This is a genomic window from Nocardia sienata NBRC 100364 (genome assembly GCF_001613205.1).
Taxonomy (GTDB): domain Bacteria; phylum Actinomycetota; class Actinomycetes; order Mycobacteriales; family Mycobacteriaceae; genus Nocardia; species Nocardia sienata.
Map to the genome: position 1 here is coordinate 1 of NZ_BDBX01000050.1, position 18365 is coordinate 18365.

The window sequence follows — 18365 nt, forward strand, 5'->3', positions numbered from 1 at the left end:
CGATGGTCATGGTGTGCTCCGTTCTGTTCCGGCAGTTAGAACTTCTACGGTGAGTCAATGTATGTGGGACCGTAGTTCTATGTGCCGCTGTTTAACGGTACGGTACACGAGTGTTTGGATAAGCGGCTATGCATTTCCCACGATTGGGAAGGGTTGACTGCTCCGCAAGGACGTCCCCCACGGGCGGAGCTCGGCCGGTTCGAACTCCGGCAGCGGCGCCACGCACAGTGCCGCGTGTGAACGGCACAGAGCTCACCGGTCACTAACCGGTTCGGGCGGCCCCGTATCCAGGCCATTCATTCCGAGCGCCGCCACTGTTTCGGTGCGGCCCGCGGTAACGCGGCCGGCGCGGGTTCTCCTTGTCGAAGGGCTCGAACGCGTGGGCATTCGCCGGTGCCCGGTCTATGACCCTTGGCTAGGGGGTGGGGGCGGACGGCCGACCGGATAAACCGATATCGGCTGGTCAGGTTCGTTTCAGGAGGAGGACCGGCCGGGCCAGCGCCAGTTCGCCACCTCGGGAATGTCTGCACCGTGCTCGCGGGTCCAGGCGCGGGCCCGCAGGCGCGCGTCGACCATCTGCTGGCGCAGCCCCGCCGCCTGCTGCCGCAGCGCGGGCACCCGGTCGATCACATCCATCACCAGGTGGAAGCGGTCGAGGTCGTTGAGCATGACCATATCGAACGGGGTCGTAGTGGTGCCGCGTTCCTTGTAACCCCGCACGTGCAGACCCGCGTGATTGGTGCGGCGGTAGGTGAGCCGGTGGATCAGCCACGGATAACCGTGGAAGGCGAAGATCACCGGGGCGTCCCGGGTGAACAGGGTGTCGAATTCGCTGTCCGGTAGCCCGTGGGGATGCTCGTCGGCCGGTAGCAACCGCATCAGATCGACCACGTTCACCACCCGCACCCGCAGCCAGGGCAGCTCCGCACGCAGGACCGCCGCGGCGGCCAGGGTTTCCAGGGTCGGTACGTCACCGGCGCAGGCGAGCACCACATCGGGGGTGGTGGCCGGTTCGTCGCGATGGCCCGCCCACTCCCAGATACCGATACCCCGGGCGCAGTGCAGTGCGGCCTCGGTGGGCCCGAGCCAATCCGGTTGCGATTGCTTACCGGCCACCACCACGTTCACATAGTGCCGGGAGCGCAGGCAGTGGTCGTACACCGACAGCAGAGTATTGGCGTCCGGCGGCAGATACACCCGCACGATCTCGGGTTTCTTGTTCAGCACGACGTCGAGGAAACCGGGGTCCTGATGGGTGAAACCGTTGTGGTCCTGCCGCCAGACATGCGACGACAGCAGATAGTTCAGGCTCGCCAGCGGTTGCCGCCACGGCACCGCCGCGCTCGCGTCCAGCCATTTCGCGTGCTGGTTGAACATGGCGTCCACGATGTGGACGAATGTCTCGTAGCAGGTGAACACCCCATGTCGGCCCGTGAGCAGATACCCCTCCAGCAGGCCCTGGCACATATGCTCGGACAACACTTCGATCACCCGGCCACAGCGATCCAGCTTCTCGTCGTGGGCGCCGACCTCGGCCTGCCACTTGCGGCCGGTGACCGCGAGAATGTCCTGCAGCCGGTTGCTGGCCAGCTCGTCCGGGGCGAAGGTCAGGAAATTGTCGGGGTTGCGCGCGGTGACCTCTCGCAACCAGCCGCCGAGCACCCGGGTCGCCTCGTGCGTGGTCTGCCCCGGTTCGGCCACGTCGATCGCATGACCGCGCCAGTCGGGCAATCGCAGATCCCGCACCAGCGCGCCTCCGTTGGCCACCGGATTCGCGCTCATCCGCCGGTCACCGGCCGGGACGAGCCGGCACAGTTCCGAGACCGGGGCCCCGGTCTCGTCGAACAATTCCTCGGGCCGGTAGGAGCGCAGCCATTCCTCGAGCACCGCCCGATGCGACTCGTCCTCCCGGGCGCCCGGCAACGGAACCTGATGGGCGCGGAACGTGCCCTCCACCGGATCGCCGTCCACGATCGGTGGTCCGGTCCAGCCTTTCGGGGTGCGCAGCACGATCATCGGCCAGTGTGGGCGGGTGGTATCGCTGCCGTCCCGGGCGGCGCGCTGGATCTGCGCGATCCGCTCCAGACAGGTATCCATGGCGGCGGCCATGTCCTGATGCACAGGGGCCGGTTCGGCGCCGGCGACGATCAGCGGCTCGTAACCGTAACCCCGCAGCAGTGAGACCAGCTCGTCCTGCGGAATACGGGCCAGCAGAGTCGGATTCGCGATCTTGTACTCGTTCAGGGCGAGAATCGGCACGACCGCACCGTCGCGTGCCGGGTCGATGAACTTGTTGCAGTGCCAACTGCCCGCGAGCGGGCCGGTCTCGGCTTCGCCGTCACCCACCACGCAGAACACGGTGAGATCCGGGTTGTCCAGGGCGGCCCCGAACGCGTGCAACAGCGAATAGCCCAGTTCGCCGCCTTCGTGGAACGAACCCGGAGTCTCCGGCGCGCAATGGCTGGGAACCCCGCCGGGAAAGGAGAACTGGGCGAACAACGCGCGCATGCCCTCGCCGTCGTAGGGCACATGGCTGTAGAACTCGGAATAGGTGCCCTCGAGCCAGGCGCAGGCGTTCGGACCCGGTCCGCCGTGCCCCGGCCCGGCGACGAACACGGCGTTCAGATCGCGTGCCAGGATGGCGCGATTGGCGTGCACCCAGACCAGGTTCAGCCCCGGCACGGTGCCGAAATGGCCGAGTAACCGGGGTTTGATGTGCTCTGGTGCCAATGGTTCGCGCACCAGCGGATTGGCCATCAGGTAGATCTGCCCGACCGACAGGTAGTTCGCAGCCCGCCACCACGCGTCCAGGGCTTCCAGCTCCTCGGCATCCAAGGGGCCGGGGGCCGCCGACAGCACATAGGGCCGGGGGGCGACGGATTCGCCACCGTGACTGCCCACATTGTCGGCACTGGTGTCCCCGCCTGCACTGGCCAACTGCGTCATACGCCTAACCTCCTGGAGGTCGTGGTCGCGCCGGGCTACCGCACGCCGAGTGCGGACTGCCACCACGATAGCTGGAGGTGTGCCATACTGCCCTCGGTTCGCCGATGGCGGCCGGCGGAACTTTCTGCTCTCGTTCGCGCTTACCCGTACAGCGAAGCGGAAACCGGTGCCGGTGCCGGGATCCGGCGGCTCCGATCCGCGCGGCGGCTCTACTCCGGCTCGGCACCGGGCCCGGCGACACTTCGGCCGGCGGCTACCGGACCGTGGACACCTCTGCCGATCGCTGCCACGCGACCGGGAGCTGCCGATCTCGCCGTCGGTCCTGCGGAGGTCGTTCATCGACAACTCGCGGTGGGTTGCCGGCGCCGAGCGGCGGGGTCTGGGGAAGAGCCGAGATCTCGCCGGGCGCGCTACCCGATCGGGGCCGGGTCCGCGGAGCCGAGGAGTTGCCGCGGGCCGAACCGGCTCTTCGTGACAGTGCCCCGGCAACCGGCGGTAGGGTGCGGCACATGCAGACAATCGGCAGGATCCTCGCCGTCACCGCCGTCGCCGCGGCCGCCTTCGGTCTCAGCGGATGCGGCTCCGACGACTCCGGCGGCACCGCGACCACCTCCACGGCGGCCGATTCGTCCGGAGCCCCGGGACAGGTCGCGCCCGCCGAATCGAAGGGCCGCGAATGCGCGGCCGACGATATCGACGTGCAGGGCGGGTTCGGCGAAGTCCCGCAGATCACCCTGCCCGACGACTGCGACCCGCCGAAACAGCTCATCACGAAGGACCTCGTACCCGGTTCGGGCCCCGGCGCCGCCCCCGGACAGCAACTGACCATGAACTACGCCCTGGTCACCTGGTCGGACAAGCAGAAGCTGGACTCCTCGTTCGACCGCGGCGAACCCTTCGAACTCACCCTCGGCGACGGTATGGTCATTCCCGGTTGGGAACAGGGACTCGAAGGCGTGCGGCAGGGTGCCCGCCGGTTGCTGATCATCCCGCCCGACCTGGGCTACGGCGCGGGCGGCAACGGAGTGAAGCCGAACGAGACGCTGGTCTTCGTCACCGATGCCGTCTCCGTACCCCAAGGATGAGGCGCGCCGGCGTGGTACTCGCCGGCATCCAGGATCGGTCGCATCATCGCGCGGGCGCCGACCACACGGCGCCGGAGGCACCGCCGAGAACACAGCACCGGACTGCACGGCGCGTGACCCGGTCAACTACCCTGGTCGGGATGCGTATCCCGGGCGCGTGAAACCGCAGGTGCTCGCCGCTTCGGACGGTACGCCGAGGGCGCGTCCCCGCGCGCCGTCGCCAGACCACGCGCCATCATCCGGCCACCAGCACAAATATCGTGCGGGCCGGCGAACACGAACCGACGAGAACAAGGAGCATGTCCGTGAAGAGCACCGTCGAGCAGCTGAGCCCGACCCGGGTCCGGATCAATGTCGAGGTGCCCTTCGAGGAGCTGAAGCCGGACTTCGATCGCGCCTACAAGGCCCTGGCCAAGCAGGTGCGCATTCCCGGCTTCCGTCCGGGTAAGGCGCCGGCCAAGCTGCTCGAGGCGCGCCTGGGCCGCGGCGCGGTACTGGAGCAGGTCGTCAACGACGCCCTGCCCGGCCGCTACAGCGAGGCCGTCACCGCCTCCGAGGTCAAGGTCATCGGGCAGCCGGAGATCGAGATCACCAAGATCGAGGACGGGCAGGAACTGGCCTTCACCGCCGAGGTGGACGTCCGGCCGGAGATCACCCTGCCCGAGGACTACAGCACCATCGCCGTGACCGTGGACGCCATCGAGATCACCGATGCCGATATCGATGAGCAGTTGCAGTCGCTGCGCCAGCGTTTCGGCACCCTCACCGGTGTCGAACGTCCGGTCCAGGACGGCGATTTCGTCTCCATCGACCTGTCCGCCACCGTCGACGGCGAGGAGGTGCCGGAGGCCGCGACCACCGGTCTGTCGCACGAGGTCGGTTCGGGTCAGCTCATCGAAGGTCTGGACGAAACCCTGATCGGGATGTCGGCCGGGGAGTCCAAGGAATTCACCTCGACCCTGGTCGCCGGGGAGCACGCCGGCCGGGAAGCCACCATCACGGTCACCGTCGGTTCGGTCAAGGAGCGCGAGCTGCCCGAGGCGGATGACGAATTCGCCCAGCTGGCCAGTGAATTCGACACCATCGACGAGCTGAAGGACGATCTGCGTTCCCGCGTCGAGCGGGTCAAGAAGGTGCAGCAGGCCGGCGATATCCGCGACAAGGTGCTCGAGCAGCTGCTCGACAGCGTCGAGGTGCCGCTGCCCGAGGCTGTGGTGAAGGCCGAGATCGACGCCGTCGAACACGACGCCATCCACGGTTTCGACCACGACGAGGCCAAGTTCGCCGAGGCGCTGGCGGCCCAGGGCTCGAGCCGGGAGGAGTTCGACGCCGATACCTTGGAGGCCGCCGAGAAATCGGTGAAGACCCAGCTGCTGCTGGACGCGGTCGCCGAGGCCGAGGGCACCCAGGTCGGCCAGGAAGAGCTCACCGAGCGGATCCTGTTCCAGGCCCAGCGCTACGGGATGGCGCCCGAGCAGTTCATCCAGCAGGTGCAGCAGGCCGGCCAGCTCGGCGCGGTATTCGCCGATGTCCGCCGGGGCAAGGCTCTGGCCGAGGTCGTCGGCAAGGTGACGGTCACCGATTCCGAGGGCAACAAGGTCGACACCGACGAAATGTTCGGTACGGCCAAGGAATCCGACGCCGCCGATGAGGCGACCGCCGAAGAGCCGGCCGCCACCGACACCGACGCGGAGTAATCCACGCGAGTGCGGGTAGAAAGCCCTGAGGTCTAGGTGGTGTTGGCAGTCCGGAGACAGAAGATCGACGATCGCTGTCCTCGGCCCACCAAGGGTCGCGGCCCGTGCTGCCCATTTGCCGAAGGTGCTCAACGGCCGCACCTGCGGAGGGTCGACCGCACATTGCATGCGCCGAAGGCGCGAGTCTCGGGCGCGCAACAGCAGGACCGAGGGGGCCGCAACCCCCGCGCCGCCGGAGGCGGCGCCATGATATTGCGCTCTGAGCGAATCAGGGTGGTACCGGGAGTTCGGTGCCGCCCTGCTTCGTTAATGTTTGTGACAGCAACGAGCCGGCGAGAGAAGGCAGGTATCCGTGACAATCAATAAAGCCGAGGTCATGACAGCTCCGACCGCTGGGCTCAATCTCAGCGATTCGGTGTACGAGCGCCTGCTGCGTGAGCGCATCATCTTTCTCGGCACCCAGGTCGACGACGACATCGCGAACAAGATCTGTGCGCAGATCCTGTTGCTGTCCGCGGAGGACCCGACCAAAGATATTTCGCTCTACATCAACTCGCCGGGCGGGTCGGTGAACGCGGGTATGGCGATTTACGACACCATGCAGTACGCCGAATGCGATATCGCGACCACCGCGATGGGCCTGGCCGCGTCCATGGGGCAGTTCCTGCTGACCGCGGGTGCGCCGGGTAAGCGTTTCGCACTGCCGCACACCCGGATCATGATGCACCAGCCGTCGGCCGGTATCGGTGGTTCGGCCGCGGATATCGCGATCATGGCCGAGCAGTTCGCATACACCAAGCGTGAGCTCAACGAGTTGCAGGCGATGCATACCGGTAAGCCGGTGGAGCAGATCAACGCCGACGCCGACCGCGATCGCTGGTTCACGCCCGAGCAGGCGCTGGAGTACGGCTTCATCGACCGTGTGATCACCAACGCGCGCCAGGCGGGCGGCACGGGCAGCCACTAGGGCGCCGGCGGCGAATCCGTCCAGCGGACAGCTCACTCACAGACTTGGAGACGAATATGGCCAATCCGAACGATCCTCGTGGCCTCGGCGGTATCGCCCCGGCGGGCCCGCAGTCGCGCTACATCCTGCCGTCGTTCATCGAGCATTCGAGTTTCGGCGTCAAGGAATCGAACCCGTACAACAAGCTGTTCGAGGAGCGCATCATCTTCCTCGGCGTGCAGGTCGACGATGCGTCGGCGAACGACATCATGGCGCAGCTGCTGGTGCTCGAATCGCTGGATCCCGATCGCGACATCACGATGTACATCAATTCGCCGGGTGGTTCGTTCACCTCGCTGATGGCCATCTACGACACCATGCAGTACGTGCGCGCCGATGTCGCGACCGTCTGCCTCGGCCAGGCGGCTTCGGCGGCGGCGGTGTTGCTTGCGGCGGGAACCCCGGGTAAGCGGGCCTGCCTGCCGAATGCCCGCGTGCTGATCCATCAGCCGTCGGTCGAGGGCGGTATCCAGGGGCAGGTGTCGGATCTGGAGATCCAGGCGGCCGAGATCGAGCGGATGCGCCGCTTGATGGAGACCACCCTGGCCCGGCACACGGGTAAGGACGCCGATGTCATCCGTAAGGACACCGACCGCGACAAGATCCTGACGGCCGAGGAGGCCAAGGAATACGGGATCATCGATACGGTGTTCGACTACCGCAAGCTCAGCGCCCAGAAGTGAGGCGCTTCCGGGTCCGGCGCGCCGTGTGAGCGGTTCGCCGGACCGGCCGGGCGGCGGGGCCCGGCCCAGGTGGATTCCCGCTGCGGCGTTGCGACACACCCCGGATGGTTCGGTGTCCGGAAAATGTGCCGTGACGCGGTATCCGCGTGAATCCCCGCACAACCCCGACGAGAAACCTGCCCGAGTTGTCGACCTCCATCGCACACACCGGGTACGGTCAAACCCAGGGACCTTTGTTCCCGGTTGACAGCACCGCCCTTCGATCCGGGTGATCGAGCCGGATTTTCTCCACCGCAGGCGGCGGTCGGCTGGAAGCTGGACGGATGGTTGCACGCGAACAAGGAAGTAGGGACCCACGAGATGGCGCGCATCGGCGACGGCGGCGATCTGCTCAAATGCTCGTTCTGCGGAAAGAGCCAGAAGCAGGTCAAGAAGCTCATTGCGGGACCAGGGGTGTACATCTGCGACGAGTGCATCGATCTGTGCAACGAGATCATCGAGGAGGAGCTGGCCGAGTCCAGCGAGGTCAAACTCGATGAGTTGCCCAAACCCGCGGAGATCCGGGATTTCCTGGAGAACTACGTGATCGGGCAGGATACGGCCAAGCGCACGCTGGCTGTCGCTGTGTACAACCATTACAAGCGTATTCAGGCCGGCGACAAGGGCCGTGATGCGCGCGGGGAAAGCGTCGAGTTGGCGAAATCCAATATTCTGATGCTCGGCCCCACCGGTTGCGGTAAGACCTATCTGGCACAGACGCTGGCGAAAATGCTGAATGTGCCTTTCGCGATCGCCGATGCCACCGCGCTCACCGAAGCCGGTTATGTCGGTGAGGACGTCGAGAACATTCTCCTCAAACTCATCCAGGCCGCCGATTACGACGTGAAGCGCGCCGAGACCGGGATCATCTACATCGATGAGGTCGACAAGATCGCGCGCAAGAGCGAGAACCCGTCGATCACGCGCGACGTCTCCGGTGAGGGCGTGCAGCAGGCGCTGCTGAAAATCCTGGAGGGGACTCAGGCGAGTGTGCCGCCGCAGGGTGGGCGCAAGCATCCGCATCAGGAGTTCATCCAGATCGATACCACCAATGTGCTGTTCATCGTGGCCGGGGCGTTCGCCGGTCTGGAGAAGATCATCTCCGACCGCACCGGGCACCGTGGGATCGGTTTCGGCGCCGAGGTTCGGTCCAAGGCCGAGATCGACACCACCGATCACTTCGCCGAGGTGATGCCGGAGGATCTGATCAAGTTCGGTCTGATCCCCGAGTTCATCGGCCGGTTGCCGGTGGTGGCGTCGGTGACGAACCTGGATAAGGATTCCCTGGTCAAGATCCTGTCCGAACCCAAGAACGCGCTGGTCAAGCAGTACATCCGGCTGTTCGAGATGGACGGCGTGGATCTGGAATTCACCCGGGACGCGCTCGAGGCCGTGGCCGATCAGGCCATTCTGCGCGGTACCGGTGCCCGCGGGCTGCGCGCCATCATGGAGGAAGTACTGCAGCAGGTCATGTTCGATATCCCGAGCCGTGACGATGTGGCCAAGGTCGTCGTCGACGCGGATACGGTGAACGACAATGTGCTGCCCACCATCGTGCCGCGCAAGCGGGAGCGTCCGGAGCGCCGCGACAAGTCGGCCTGAGGCCACGCGTATTCGCTGCGATACGCGTCGGGGCCGGCCCCGAGTCGGCCCACATCACTTCTCGGTGACCCCTCGACATTCGTGCGAGTGAGGAGCAGGTCATGGCGACACAGCTGCTTGCGCGGAGTATCCGATCCGGGCGCCGTGGTGACGCCGATACGCCCACGCGGTGGAGCCGCGTGGGCGTATCGCTGTCAGGGGCAGCGGCGGTCCTGGTCTCGTTGGTGCTCACGGCCCCGTCGGCGGGTGCGGCCGTGCGCGAGGTCAGTGTGACCCCGGACCTGAACGCCGGTATCCGGACGAACTACGGCACCGGGTGCAGCTACACCGTGCGAGCCTGGCTCACCGAGGCGGTGACCGCGGTGACCTTCCTCGACAACGGGGCCCCGTTCGCCACGGTCGGGCCGGACGGCGGTGGGCTGGCGCTGGTGCACTGGGTGCCCGCCTACGAGGGTGATCACACCCTGCAGGCGGTCCAGCCGGCCGGGGCGAACGAGCGGGCGCCGTATGTACGGGTCTTCGTCGGCCGCGGCGAGCACATCGGCTACGCCTGCTGGGTCATCTGAGCCGCGGCGCCGGTCTCACGCCCAGGGCACGCGGCAGGAATCGGTGCCGAATCCCTGCGCGGTGATGCCGAGGGCGTGGTTGTTGCGGGCCCGTGAGTTCTCCAGCGCGATCTGATAGGTCAGTTCGACGACTCCCGCCCGGCCGAAGCGGTTCTCCAGGTCCGCGACCTGCTCGTCGGTAACGGTCATCGGGGTGGCGGTCATGGCGTCGGCGTAGGCGATGGCCGCGCGTTCGTCGTCGGTGTAGTGCGGTGAGGTCTCGTAGTCCGCGATGTGCTGGAGCCGCTCGATATCCAGGCCGTCCAGCCGTTGCAGCATGGTCCCGAAATCGACGCACCAGGAGCAGCCGATGGTCCAGGCCGTGCGGTAGACCGCGATTTCGCGGATATTGGCCGGCAGTTTCTTCGACGCTTTCTCGGCGAGTAGTTCGTGTACGCCACCGGCCACCAGGAGGCCGGTGTGATGCGCGCCGACGGCGAAGGGTTCGGGGACTTCGCCGAACTGGCGTTTGGCGAACCAGTACAGCGCCCTGGTCAGTAATCCCGCGTTGTGGGGGGCCACGGCCGGAATGCGTGTTGTGCTCATCGGGTCTCCTCTGAGGTGGGGTTCGTTTCCCTGCAACTCGGACGAGACAGCGGCCCGCGGCGTAACGCCCCGGAGCGCCTACTGTGACCGAGCGCACCCGTGCCCTGTGCTCAGGGTATGCCGGGTGCGCGGCAAGGGCCAGGCCGGTGGTGTGGCGGCTCCGGGGTGCGGTGAGGTGGCGGCTCAGCGCAGTCGAGTCGCCACCTCGCGGCTCATTCGGGTTCGACGGACATATCGTCGGGCCCCCAGTAGGCGCGCATCCGGACGATCCGGCCTTGCGCGTCGAACTCCATGGTGTCGATGGGACTGAGCGTCATGCGCTGCCCGCCCGCTCTGGTCACCAGAGTGAACACGAAGGCGGCGTGGTTTCCGACGATCCGCACGGTCTCCGGGGCGAGGCTGGTCTCCCGTTCCAGGCTCGCGATCACGTCGTAGAACTCGCGGATGGCCTGATGGCCCTGTTTGGGCTCGGTGCCGATCGGGTCTTCGACCACGGCATCGGGAGCATAGAGATCGACGATTTCCGCGGTCGGTCCCGAACCGACCAGTTTTACGTACTGCTCGACCACGTCGCGGATCTCCCGTGCCATCACCACTCCTACCAAAAATGAAACGTGTTCTAGGTTCGGTAGCGTAGCAGTGGTGAGTGCGTTCCATCGCCGGATCGCGCCGCGAAAGGATATTCGCATATATGTCCGCCACTTCGGTGTGGCGGAAAAATACCTGGTAGCCGCGTCGGCCGTGCAGGGCGGGCGGGTATCTCCGCTGATCCCTCGGTTCGCCGTTGAACCGCCGCCGTGCAGGTGTGCGTCTGTTCTGAATTTCGCCGCAGCGGGTTCGAGTGTTACGTGTTTCAGCTGTTCTTTCGTGTCGGAACCCATTGGCCGGTCCTCCGGTTTCCGGGCTCCTACCGGGCGATCGAATCAGAAAACATTGCTATGACTGCAGGTCCGGACGGTGTGTCGATCGGTCGGTGTCGGTATTGTGATGTTGAATCGACCCGGTCAAACCAGATGTTCGAGCGATGAGTGAAAGCGGAGGAGATATGGCACTGCCAACGATGACCGCGGAACAACGCACGGAGGCTCTGGCCAAAGCGGCGGCGGTGCGCAAGGCGCGCTCCGAACTGATCGGTCAGGTGAAAGACGGCAAAGTCTCTGTCGCCGACCTGCTGCGCAAGGCCGATACCGATGAACTGGTCAAGAAGACGAAGGTGGTCGCCGTGATCAAGGCGCTGCCCGGTGTCGGCCCGGTGAAGGCTGCCAAGCTGATGGACCAGGCGGATATTCCGGAGGATCGCCGGATCGGTGGGCTGGGCGCCCGTCAGCGGGCGGCGCTGCTGGAGGCGCTGGCCGGCTGAGGATGTGGAGCGTTCGATGGTGGACGCTCCGAACTCCGGTGGTGGCCGAGCCGGTCGGTGACACGACCGGCGTGGCCCGGCGGGTGGCTGTCGCGAACCGCCGCACCCGATCGGGCACGTCGATTCCGGGCGGTTCGCGGCCTTGGTGGGGGGAAGTGTGGATACCGTGGCGATATGGCCATCCGCGAAGAACTCGAATCGTTCCTCGACGAATACCAATCGACGCTGAGCGCTTACGACGCCGAGCGCACGGCGGCCCTGTGGGGAACTCCGGGCACCATTGTCAGTGACGCTTTCGTCGGTGCGCTGCATTCGCGGGAAGAGATGGCCCAGGGGCTGGCGCAGGCTCATCCCATTTATCAGATGCTGGGTCTGGCGCGCGTCGACCACACCGTGGTCGATTACGCGGAACTGACCGATTCACTGCTGCGGGTGCGGGTGCGCTGGCATTTCTACGACGGCGACGACGCTTTGCTCACCGACAGTGACTACGAGTACCTGCTGCGGCGGGACGACGACGGGTTGCGCACCTATGTGGCGGTCGCCATCGACGAGGCCGAGAAATTGGCCAGGGTGGCGGCGGACCGGGGCGTCCGGCTGCCGGGTATGTGAGCGCCGCGCTCTTGCCGGATCCGGGTACGCCGCCCCTGGGGCCTGTTTCGAAGTGAGACGGCTGCACGGTAGTGGCCCGACAGCGATCGGTGCTCCGGAACCGGCGAGAGGTCGTGGGGGTGGGGACGCTCCCGAGCGCATCTGTTCACAGACTCGGGACCGTCGCAGCCCAGGACCTACTTCATCAGATGTCCTGGATATCCTCGGGTGACCAGTAGGCCTTCATGGAGGTAATGAGTCCCTCATCGTTCACGGTGAAGACGTCCACTACTCGCACCCGTTTCGGGTCCATTCCGTCGAGCAATAGCTCGAATTCGAACGGGACTGCGGCAGCGTCGGAATGCGAACCTCGGATCGGGCCGCGCTGGACGACGCGGATCCTCCCGGCGGCGGTCGCGTACCGCTGGAGAAGCGCGTTCTTATCCGAGAGCGGTTCGGCGCCGACAGGGTCTTCCCAGATGAACTCGTCGGCGAACAGGTCCACCACCTGCTGCGGCTCGTCGCCTTCTATCGCCTTCAGATAGGCCTCCGCGGCTGTGACGGCCTTACCGTAGTTCATTGCAGCATCCTTCCGTTCGCCGACATCGAGACCGTACCGGCGCGGGTCCGCCACGCCGGCGCGAAGACCACGGTCGACACCCGGGTTCCGTCTCCACGTGAGCTCGGCGCAGGTTGTGGCGCGCATGGGCATCTGGGCGAGAAGCAGAGCTGCCGGGTGTTGTCGGCGCTGTCACGGCCGGGACGGAATCTGGTCGCCGGGCGTGCCGCGTTCGGCGAGCAGGGCCGCTATTCCGTCGAGAATGCGCTCCGTGCCGAATTCGAGGGCGGTGTCGCGTTGCGTGGCCGCTGCTCCGGCGACCGGCGGAGGTTCCGATACGGCCGCGATCAGCCGCGGGAATCGGTCGCCCGCCCACTCCAGGGCCGCGGCCATCGCGCCGGTGAATTCCTCCTCGGTGGCGCCGGGGCCCACGACCTGCTGGGCCAGGCTGCGCACGTGTCCGTTCAGTACGACGAGTGTGTCCAGTCGCTCCGGGCCGGTCAGTGCGATATCCGCCATCGCCTCCAGCGCGGCCTCGGTCCAGCCGAGTTCGTTGGGGCCCATCGGCCGCGCTCCGGCGAGTAGTTCCATCACCCACGGGTGGCGGCGGTACCGCTCGAAGGTCAGCAGCGCCCAGGACCGTAGGCCGGTACGCCACCGTGGGGATCCCGAGGTGTCCAGGGACGGCAGGCCGGTCAAGGCCTCCTCCACCATCAATGCGGTGAGTTCCGCCTTGCCCGGTAGATGGCGGTACAGCGACATCTTGGTATAGCCGAGGCGATCGGCCAGTCGCTGCATGGAGAGGGCTGCCAGGCCTTCCGTATCGGCCAACTCGACCGCCGCGGTGACGATCGCGGCCCGGGTGAGGGTCGGCTTTGGGCCTCTGGTCGGGCGCCGGTCGGTTCCCCAGAGCAGCTCGAGCACGGTCGGCGTCGCCATCGGGTCCCTTTCCGGAGTGGATTGACGTGGAACTGTGTCTACCATACGCTGATTAGCGTCCGCCGGAAACAGTTTCTGGTGAACGCAGATTGTGGATGGAGTTCGTCATGCAGAACCGCACCGTTCTCGTCTCCGGGGCGAGCATCGCCGGCCCCACGCTCGCCTACTGGCTCGATCGCTACGGGTTCGATGTCACCGTGGTCGAACGGGCTCCGGCCCCGCGCCCGGGTGGGCAGGCCGTCGACTTCAAGGGATCCGTGCAGCGCACGGTGCTCGAGCGGATGGGTGTCCACGACGAGATCCGGCGGCGCAGTACCGGCGCCACCGATATGGTCTTCGTCGACGCCGACGGCCGGGAACAGGCCCGGATATCCGGTGACTTCACCGGCGGCGACATCGAGATCCTGCGGGGCGATCTGGCTCGGATCCTCTACGCCCCGACCGCTCAGCGTTGCACTTATGTATTCGGTGACTCGATCAGCGCGCTGCGGGATACCGGCAGCGGTGTCGAGGTCGAGTTCGAGCACGGTCCGGCACGCCGCTTCGACCTGGTGTTCGGCGCGGACGGCATCCATTCCCGGGTCCGCCGGCTGGCGTTCGGGCCGGAGGAGAAATTCGTCGGGCACCGCGGTTACTACTACGCCATCGCAGGGGAACCACTCGCTGCCGAACCCGGCGACGGACCGCGGCGGCGAGTGTCCCACGCGTACAGCGCGCCGGGCAGGCTCGCGGTCCGCGGTGGGCCCAAGGCGCAGCAGATGTACATGTTCGCCTCCGCCGTCCGGGAATTCGCCGACGAAGCCGAGAAGCGGCGCGTGCTGGTCGAACACTTCGCCGGGATGAACGCACCGGTCGCCGAAATGCTCGCCGAACTGCCCGGACACGACGACTTCTACCTCGACGCGCTGGCCCGGGTGCGGATGCCCAGCTATGTATCGGGCCGGGTGGCCCTGGTCGGCGACAGCGCCTACGGCAATACCCTGGCCGGCTTCGGAACCGGTCTGGCGGTGGTGGGAGCCTATGTGCTGGCGGGTGAACTGGCCGCCGCGGCGGGTGAGCACACCGTGGCCTTCCCCCGGTACGACCGGATCATGCGCCGATACGCGAAACTCGGGGGCAGCAGCAGCCCGGGCCCGTTCCTGGCGCCGAAAACGGCTGCGGGCCTGCGGTTTCGCAACTGGTTCCTGGGCTCACGCTGGTTCGACCTGATGGACAAGTTCGCCGGCGACGCCAAGGACGATATCGAGTTGGCCGACTACGCCGGTGTGGTCGCGCGGTAGCGAGTACGGCTTCCGGCCCGCACACTCCGTGCCGAGGGGCGCGTCTCGCGGAATCTCGACAAACCTACCGTTGGCGCCGAGCCGGGCCCTACCGTTCGCGATCGGGGAAGGTGCCGAGGCCACCCCCGGCCCGGGTCATCCGGTGGCGCCGATACCGCGGATCCGCTCCGGATGGGTATAGATGTTCATGGTCTCGCCGCGTACGAACCCCGCCAGGGTGAGACCGGACTCGTCGGCCAGGTCGACCGCCAGCGAACTGGGCGCCGAGACGGCGGCGAGGATCGGGATACCGGCCAGGACGGCTTTCTGCGCCAGTTCGAACGATGCGCGCCCACTCACCACGAGCACGAGATCGGACGCCGGAACACGGTTCTCGCGCAGCGCCCAGCCGATCACCTTGTCCACGGCATTGTGCCGGCCGATGTCCTCACGGACCACCAGGCCGGTCCCGTCGGCGGTGAACAGGCCTGCTCCGTGCAGACCCCCTGTGGCGTCGAATACCGACTGATGGGCACGCAGGCGATCCGGCAGCGCTGCCAGTATCTCCGCATCGAGCAACGGTTGCGGTGCCGGCAGCGGATACCGGCTGCGCATCCGGACCTCGTCGAGCGCGGTGCGGCCGCACAGCCCGCAGGCACCGGTGGTGAGGAACGGACGGTCCGGGAGCGCGATCGGGGCGCGCAAGCCCACGTCCAGCACGTTGTAGGTGTTTCGCCCCTCGTCGTCGGTTCCGGCGCAGTAGCGGGCGCTGTGGATATCGGCGGCCGCGCCGATCAGGGTTTCCCCGAACAGGAAGCCGTGCACCAGGTCGATATCGTGGCCGGGCGTACGCATGGTGACGGTGAGCGACTCGCCGCGTACGCGGATCTCCAGGGGCTCTTCCACCGCCAAGGTGTCGGGACGGACGATCTCCCCGGACGGGGTGATGCGCCGCATGCGGCGGCGGGCGGTGACTCTGCTCATCGCCGGTGGGTATGGGGTTCGAGCCGGACGGTGACGGCTTTCGACACCGGGGTGTTGGAGCGGGCGGCCACATGGTCCAGCGGCACCAGCGGGTTCGTCTCGGGATAGTAGGCGGCGGCATTGCCGCGCGGAGTGGAGTAGGCCACCAGCCGGAAACCTTCGACCCGCCGATCGACGCCGTCGGTCCACTCCGAGACCAGATCGACGAGATCGCCGTCGCTGAAGCCCAGGTCGGTGATATCCGCGGCGTTCACCAGCACCACCCGGCGCCCGTGGTGGACCCCGCGATAGCGGTCGTCGAGACCGTAGATCGTGGTGTTGTACTGGTCGTGACTGCGCAGGGTCTGCAGGATCAGCCGCCCCGGTGGAACCGGCACCCAGCGCAGCTCGTTCACCGCGAAATTGGCTTTCCCGCTGGCGGTCCGGAACTCGCGGGAATCGCGCGGCGGATGCGGCAGGACGAAACCGTTGCGTTGCCGGACCCGGGTGTTGTAATCGGAGCAACCGGGCACCACCCGGGCAATGGCGTCGCGGATGAGGTCGTAGTCACCGCGGAACCGGTCCCACGGCACCGGATGGTCCGGACCCAGCAGTTCCCGGGCGAGTTCGCAGACGATGGCGACCTCGCTGCGCAGTTGCGGCCCGACCGGTTTCAGCCTGCCGGTGGACAGGTGCACCATCGACATCGAATCCTCCACCGAGACCTGTTGCCGCACCCCGTTCTGGATGTCCAGGTCGGTGCGACCCAGGGTCGGCAGGATCACCGCGGTCTCCCCGTGCACGATATGGCTGCGGTTCAGTTTGGTGGAGACCTGCACGGTCAGCGCGCACCGGCGCAGCGCCGCTTCGGTGACCGCGGTATCAGGAGTGGCGGAGACGAAATTGCCGCCCATACCGAAGAAGACGCGGGCGTGGCCGTCGCGCAGTGCCCGGATGGCGGCGACGGTGTCGTAACCGTGCGCCCGCGGGCTGGTGATCCCGAACTCCCGGTCCAGGGCGGCCAGGAAGGATTCGGGGGCCTGCTCCCAGATACCCATGGTGCGGTCGCCCTGCACATTGGAATGCCCGCGCACCGGGCACAGGCCCGCCCCCGGCCTGCCGATCATGCCGCGCGCGAGCAGCAGGTTGGCCGCCTCCTCGATCGTGGCCACCGCGTGCGTGTGCTGGGTGAGTCCCATCGCCCAGCACACGATGGTGCTCGTCGAACCGGCCAGCAGTGCGGCGGTACGTTCGAGGTCGTCGCGGGAGAGTCCGGTCGCGGTGAGCACGGTGTCCAGATCGACGGCTCGGATATGCCGCTCGTAGTCGGCGAAACCGGCGGTGTGCGCGTCGACGAAAGCCCGGTCCAGCACGGTGCCGGGAGCCCGGTCCTCGGCCTCGAACAGCAGTTTCGCCAGGCCCTGGAACAGCGCCATATCGCCGCCCAGGCGGATCTGCAGGAAATCGTCGGCGATATCCACGCCGGTGGTCAGGCCCCGGACGGTCTGCGGATCGCGGAAACCGATCAGGCCGGTCTCCGGCAGCGGATTGATCGCGATGATGCGCGCACCGGCCTTCTTCGCGTCGGCGAGGGCGCTGAGCATCCGCGGATGGTTGGTACCCGGGTTCTGGCCGGCGACCAGGATCAGGTCGGCGGCCGCGAAATCGTCGATGGTCACCGAACCCTTGCCGATACCGATCGCGCCGGTCAGGGCGGTGCCCGAGGACTCGTGGCACATATTGCTGCAGTCGGGCAGGTTGTTTGTTCCGAAACTGCGCACCAGCAGCTGGTACAGGAACGCCGTCTCGTTGGCGGTACGGCCGGAGGTGTAGAAGACGGCCTCGTCCGGCGAGTCCAGGCCGCGGAGGTGCTCGGCGATGAGCCGGTAGGCCTCGACCCAGGAAATGGGGGAGTAGTGGGTATCGCCGGGTCGCAGCACCATCGGATGGGTGAGCCGGCCCTGCCGCCCCAGCCAGTACCCGGACCGTTGCGCGAGCTCGTCGATCGAGTAGCGGGCGAAGAACTCCGGCCCGACCGTCTCCAGTGTCGCTTCCTCGGCGACGGCCTTCGCGCCGTTCTCACAGAATTCGGCAGGCCGGCGGTGACCGCTGGGCTCCGGCCAGGCGCAACCCGGGCAGTCGAATCCGTGCACCTGATTGACCCGGGCCAGGGTCCGCGCGGTGCGCACGACACCCATATCGGAAACCGCCCGTCGCAGCGCCACGGCCACCGCCCGGATCCCGGCCGCCTGCTCCTTCGGCGGGTTGACGGTCAGTCCGGACTCGTCGAAATCGTCGGTCGGGGCGTTGCGGTGCATACCGACCATTGTGGGGTGTGCGGTGGACAATCCATAGAGCGGGAGCCGTTGAGCACTCGTATGTGCTGTGAGCCTGCTGAGGTCGGCCGCGGTTTCGGGGTGCGGTCGGGCGAACCGCCGACTTCGAGAGGCGGCAGTCCTGTGGCCCACTCGGCTGTGGGCACGTA

The 18365-nt window shown here is 66.9% G+C and carries 16 protein-coding genes; 9 read left to right on the top strand and 7 right to left on the bottom strand.

What is annotated here, in order from left to right; all coding sequences use genetic code 11:
• Positions 1–474: 474 nt before the first annotated feature.
• On the bottom strand, positions 475–2946 hold the full coding sequence (locus NS4_RS24450; RefSeq protein ID WP_084487671.1) for a phosphoketolase family protein: 2472 nt from the start codon (positions 2944–2946) through the stop codon (positions 475–477).
• A 509-nt stretch (positions 2947–3455) separates the two neighbouring features.
• Here NS4_RS24450 and NS4_RS24455 point away from each other — a divergent pair.
• From NS4_RS24455 to NS4_RS24480, 6 genes are all read left to right on the top strand, one after another.
• Complete coding sequence (locus NS4_RS24455) at positions 3456–4031, top strand: FKBP-type peptidyl-prolyl cis-trans isomerase (RefSeq protein WP_063061850.1); 576 nt, start codon at positions 3456–3458, stop codon at positions 4029–4031.
• A 305-nt stretch (positions 4032–4336) separates the two neighbouring features.
• Positions 4337–5728, top strand: a complete 1392-nt coding sequence (tig, locus tag NS4_RS24460) for a trigger factor (RefSeq protein ID WP_063061907.1) — start codon at positions 4337–4339, stop codon at positions 5726–5728.
• Between the two features lie 376 nt (positions 5729–6104).
• On the top strand, positions 6105–6695 hold the full coding sequence (locus tag NS4_RS24465; protein WP_063038080.1) for an ATP-dependent Clp protease proteolytic subunit: 591 nt from the start codon (positions 6105–6107) through the stop codon (positions 6693–6695).
• 56 nt (positions 6696–6751) lie between these two features.
• Positions 6752–7417, top strand: a complete 666-nt coding sequence (locus NS4_RS24470; RefSeq protein ID WP_063038045.1) for an ATP-dependent Clp protease proteolytic subunit — start codon at positions 6752–6754, stop codon at positions 7415–7417.
• 360 nt (positions 7418–7777) lie between these two features.
• Positions 7778–9058 (top strand): ATP-dependent Clp protease ATP-binding subunit ClpX, encoded by a 1281-nt coding sequence (clpX, locus tag NS4_RS24475; protein WP_030523255.1) that lies wholly within the window; start codon positions 7778–7780, stop codon positions 9056–9058.
• A 101-nt stretch (positions 9059–9159) separates the two neighbouring features.
• On the top strand, positions 9160–9624 hold the full coding sequence (locus tag NS4_RS24480) for a hypothetical protein (protein WP_157106214.1): 465 nt from the start codon (positions 9160–9162) through the stop codon (positions 9622–9624).
• A 15-nt stretch (positions 9625–9639) separates the two neighbouring features.
• Here NS4_RS24480 and NS4_RS24485 read toward each other — a convergent pair whose 3' ends face one another.
• Positions 9640–10209, bottom strand: a complete 570-nt coding sequence (locus NS4_RS24485) for a carboxymuconolactone decarboxylase family protein (protein WP_063061852.1) — start codon at positions 10207–10209, stop codon at positions 9640–9642.
• A gap of 212 nt (positions 10210–10421) precedes the next feature.
• Entirely contained in the window at positions 10422–10799 is a 378-nt protein-coding gene (locus tag NS4_RS24490) for a nuclear transport factor 2 family protein (RefSeq protein ID WP_063061908.1), read from the bottom strand.
• A gap of 455 nt (positions 10800–11254) precedes the next feature.
• Here NS4_RS24490 and mihF point away from each other — a divergent pair, with 455 nt between their 5' ends.
• Together mihF and NS4_RS24500 are read left to right on the top strand one after the other, a co-directional pair.
• On the top strand, positions 11255–11569 hold the full coding sequence (gene mihF / locus NS4_RS24495; RefSeq protein ID WP_063061853.1) for an integration host factor, actinobacterial type: 315 nt from the start codon (positions 11255–11257) through the stop codon (positions 11567–11569).
• Between the two features lie 174 nt (positions 11570–11743).
• A complete protein-coding gene (locus NS4_RS24500) occupies positions 11744–12181 on the top strand; it encodes a DUF6841 family protein (RefSeq protein ID WP_063061854.1) in 438 nt (145 codons plus the stop codon).
• Between the two features lie 184 nt (positions 12182–12365).
• Here NS4_RS24500 and NS4_RS24505 read toward each other — a convergent pair whose 3' ends face one another.
• On the bottom strand, positions 12366–12740 hold the full coding sequence (locus tag NS4_RS24505; RefSeq protein WP_169811809.1) for a nuclear transport factor 2 family protein: 375 nt from the start codon (positions 12738–12740) through the stop codon (positions 12366–12368).
• A 171-nt stretch (positions 12741–12911) separates the two neighbouring features.
• A complete protein-coding gene (locus NS4_RS24510; protein WP_063061856.1) occupies positions 12912–13658 on the bottom strand; it encodes a TetR/AcrR family transcriptional regulator in 747 nt (248 codons plus the stop codon).
• Positions 13659–13765: 107 nt separating this feature from the next.
• On the opposite strand from NS4_RS24510, the gene NS4_RS24515 reads away from it, so the two are divergent.
• The gene (locus NS4_RS24515; protein ID WP_063061909.1) at positions 13766–14938 is read left to right on the top strand and encodes an FAD-dependent monooxygenase; all 1173 of its coding nucleotides are present in this window, start codon (positions 13766–13768) and stop codon (positions 14936–14938) included.
• A gap of 135 nt (positions 14939–15073) precedes the next feature.
• Here NS4_RS24515 and fdhD read toward each other — a convergent pair whose 3' ends face one another.
• Together fdhD and NS4_RS24525 are read right to left on the bottom strand one after the other, a co-directional pair.
• Positions 15074–15901, bottom strand: a complete 828-nt coding sequence (gene fdhD / locus NS4_RS24520) for a formate dehydrogenase accessory sulfurtransferase FdhD (RefSeq protein ID WP_063061857.1) — start codon at positions 15899–15901, stop codon at positions 15074–15076.
• Positions 15898–18198: an FdhF/YdeP family oxidoreductase gene (locus tag NS4_RS24525; RefSeq protein ID WP_063061910.1), complete on the bottom strand. Its 2301-nt coding sequence runs from the start codon at positions 18196–18198 to the stop codon at positions 15898–15900. Before NS4_RS24525 ends, fdhD begins: the two co-directional genes overlap by 4 nt.
• Positions 18199–18365: the final 167 nt, after the last annotated feature.

Bases quoted from the DNA above. Each gene is read 5' to 3' on its own strand.
- NS4_RS24450 (WP_084487671.1), bottom strand. From the start codon at position 2,946: ATGACGCAGTTGGCCAGTGCAGGCGGGGACACCAGTGCCGACAATGTG.
- NS4_RS24455 (WP_063061850.1), top strand. From the start codon at position 3,456: ATGCAGACAATCGGCAGGATCCTCGCCGTCACCGCCGTCGCCGCGGCC.
- NS4_RS24465 (WP_063038080.1), top strand. From the start codon at position 6,105: ATGACAGCTCCGACCGCTGGGCTCAATCTCAGCGATTCGGTGTACGAG.
- NS4_RS24470 (WP_063038045.1), top strand. From the start codon at position 6,752: ATGGCCAATCCGAACGATCCTCGTGGCCTCGGCGGTATCGCCCCGGCG.
- clpX (WP_030523255.1), top strand. From the start codon at position 7,778: ATGGCGCGCATCGGCGACGGCGGCGATCTGCTCAAATGCTCGTTCTGC.
- NS4_RS24480 (WP_157106214.1), top strand. From the start codon at position 9,160: ATGGCGACACAGCTGCTTGCGCGGAGTATCCGATCCGGGCGCCGTGGT.
- NS4_RS24485 (WP_063061852.1), bottom strand. From the start codon at position 10,209: ATGAGCACAACACGCATTCCGGCCGTGGCCCCCCACAACGCGGGATTA.
- NS4_RS24490 (WP_063061908.1), bottom strand. From the start codon at position 10,799: ATGGCACGGGAGATCCGCGACGTGGTCGAGCAGTACGTAAAACTGGTC.
- mihF (WP_063061853.1), top strand. From the start codon at position 11,255: ATGGCACTGCCAACGATGACCGCGGAACAACGCACGGAGGCTCTGGCC.
- NS4_RS24500 (WP_063061854.1), top strand. From the start codon at position 11,744: ATGGCCATCCGCGAAGAACTCGAATCGTTCCTCGACGAATACCAATCG.
- NS4_RS24505 (WP_169811809.1), bottom strand. From the start codon at position 12,740: ATGAACTACGGTAAGGCCGTCACAGCCGCGGAGGCCTATCTGAAGGCG.
- NS4_RS24510 (WP_063061856.1), bottom strand. From the start codon at position 13,658: ATGGCGACGCCGACCGTGCTCGAGCTGCTCTGGGGAACCGACCGGCGC.
- NS4_RS24515 (WP_063061909.1), top strand. From the start codon at position 13,766: ATGCAGAACCGCACCGTTCTCGTCTCCGGGGCGAGCATCGCCGGCCCC.
- fdhD (WP_063061857.1), bottom strand. From the start codon at position 15,901: ATGAGCAGAGTCACCGCCCGCCGCCGCATGCGGCGCATCACCCCGTCC.
- NS4_RS24525 (WP_063061910.1), bottom strand. From the start codon at position 18,198: ATGCACCGCAACGCCCCGACCGACGATTTCGACGAGTCCGGACTGACC.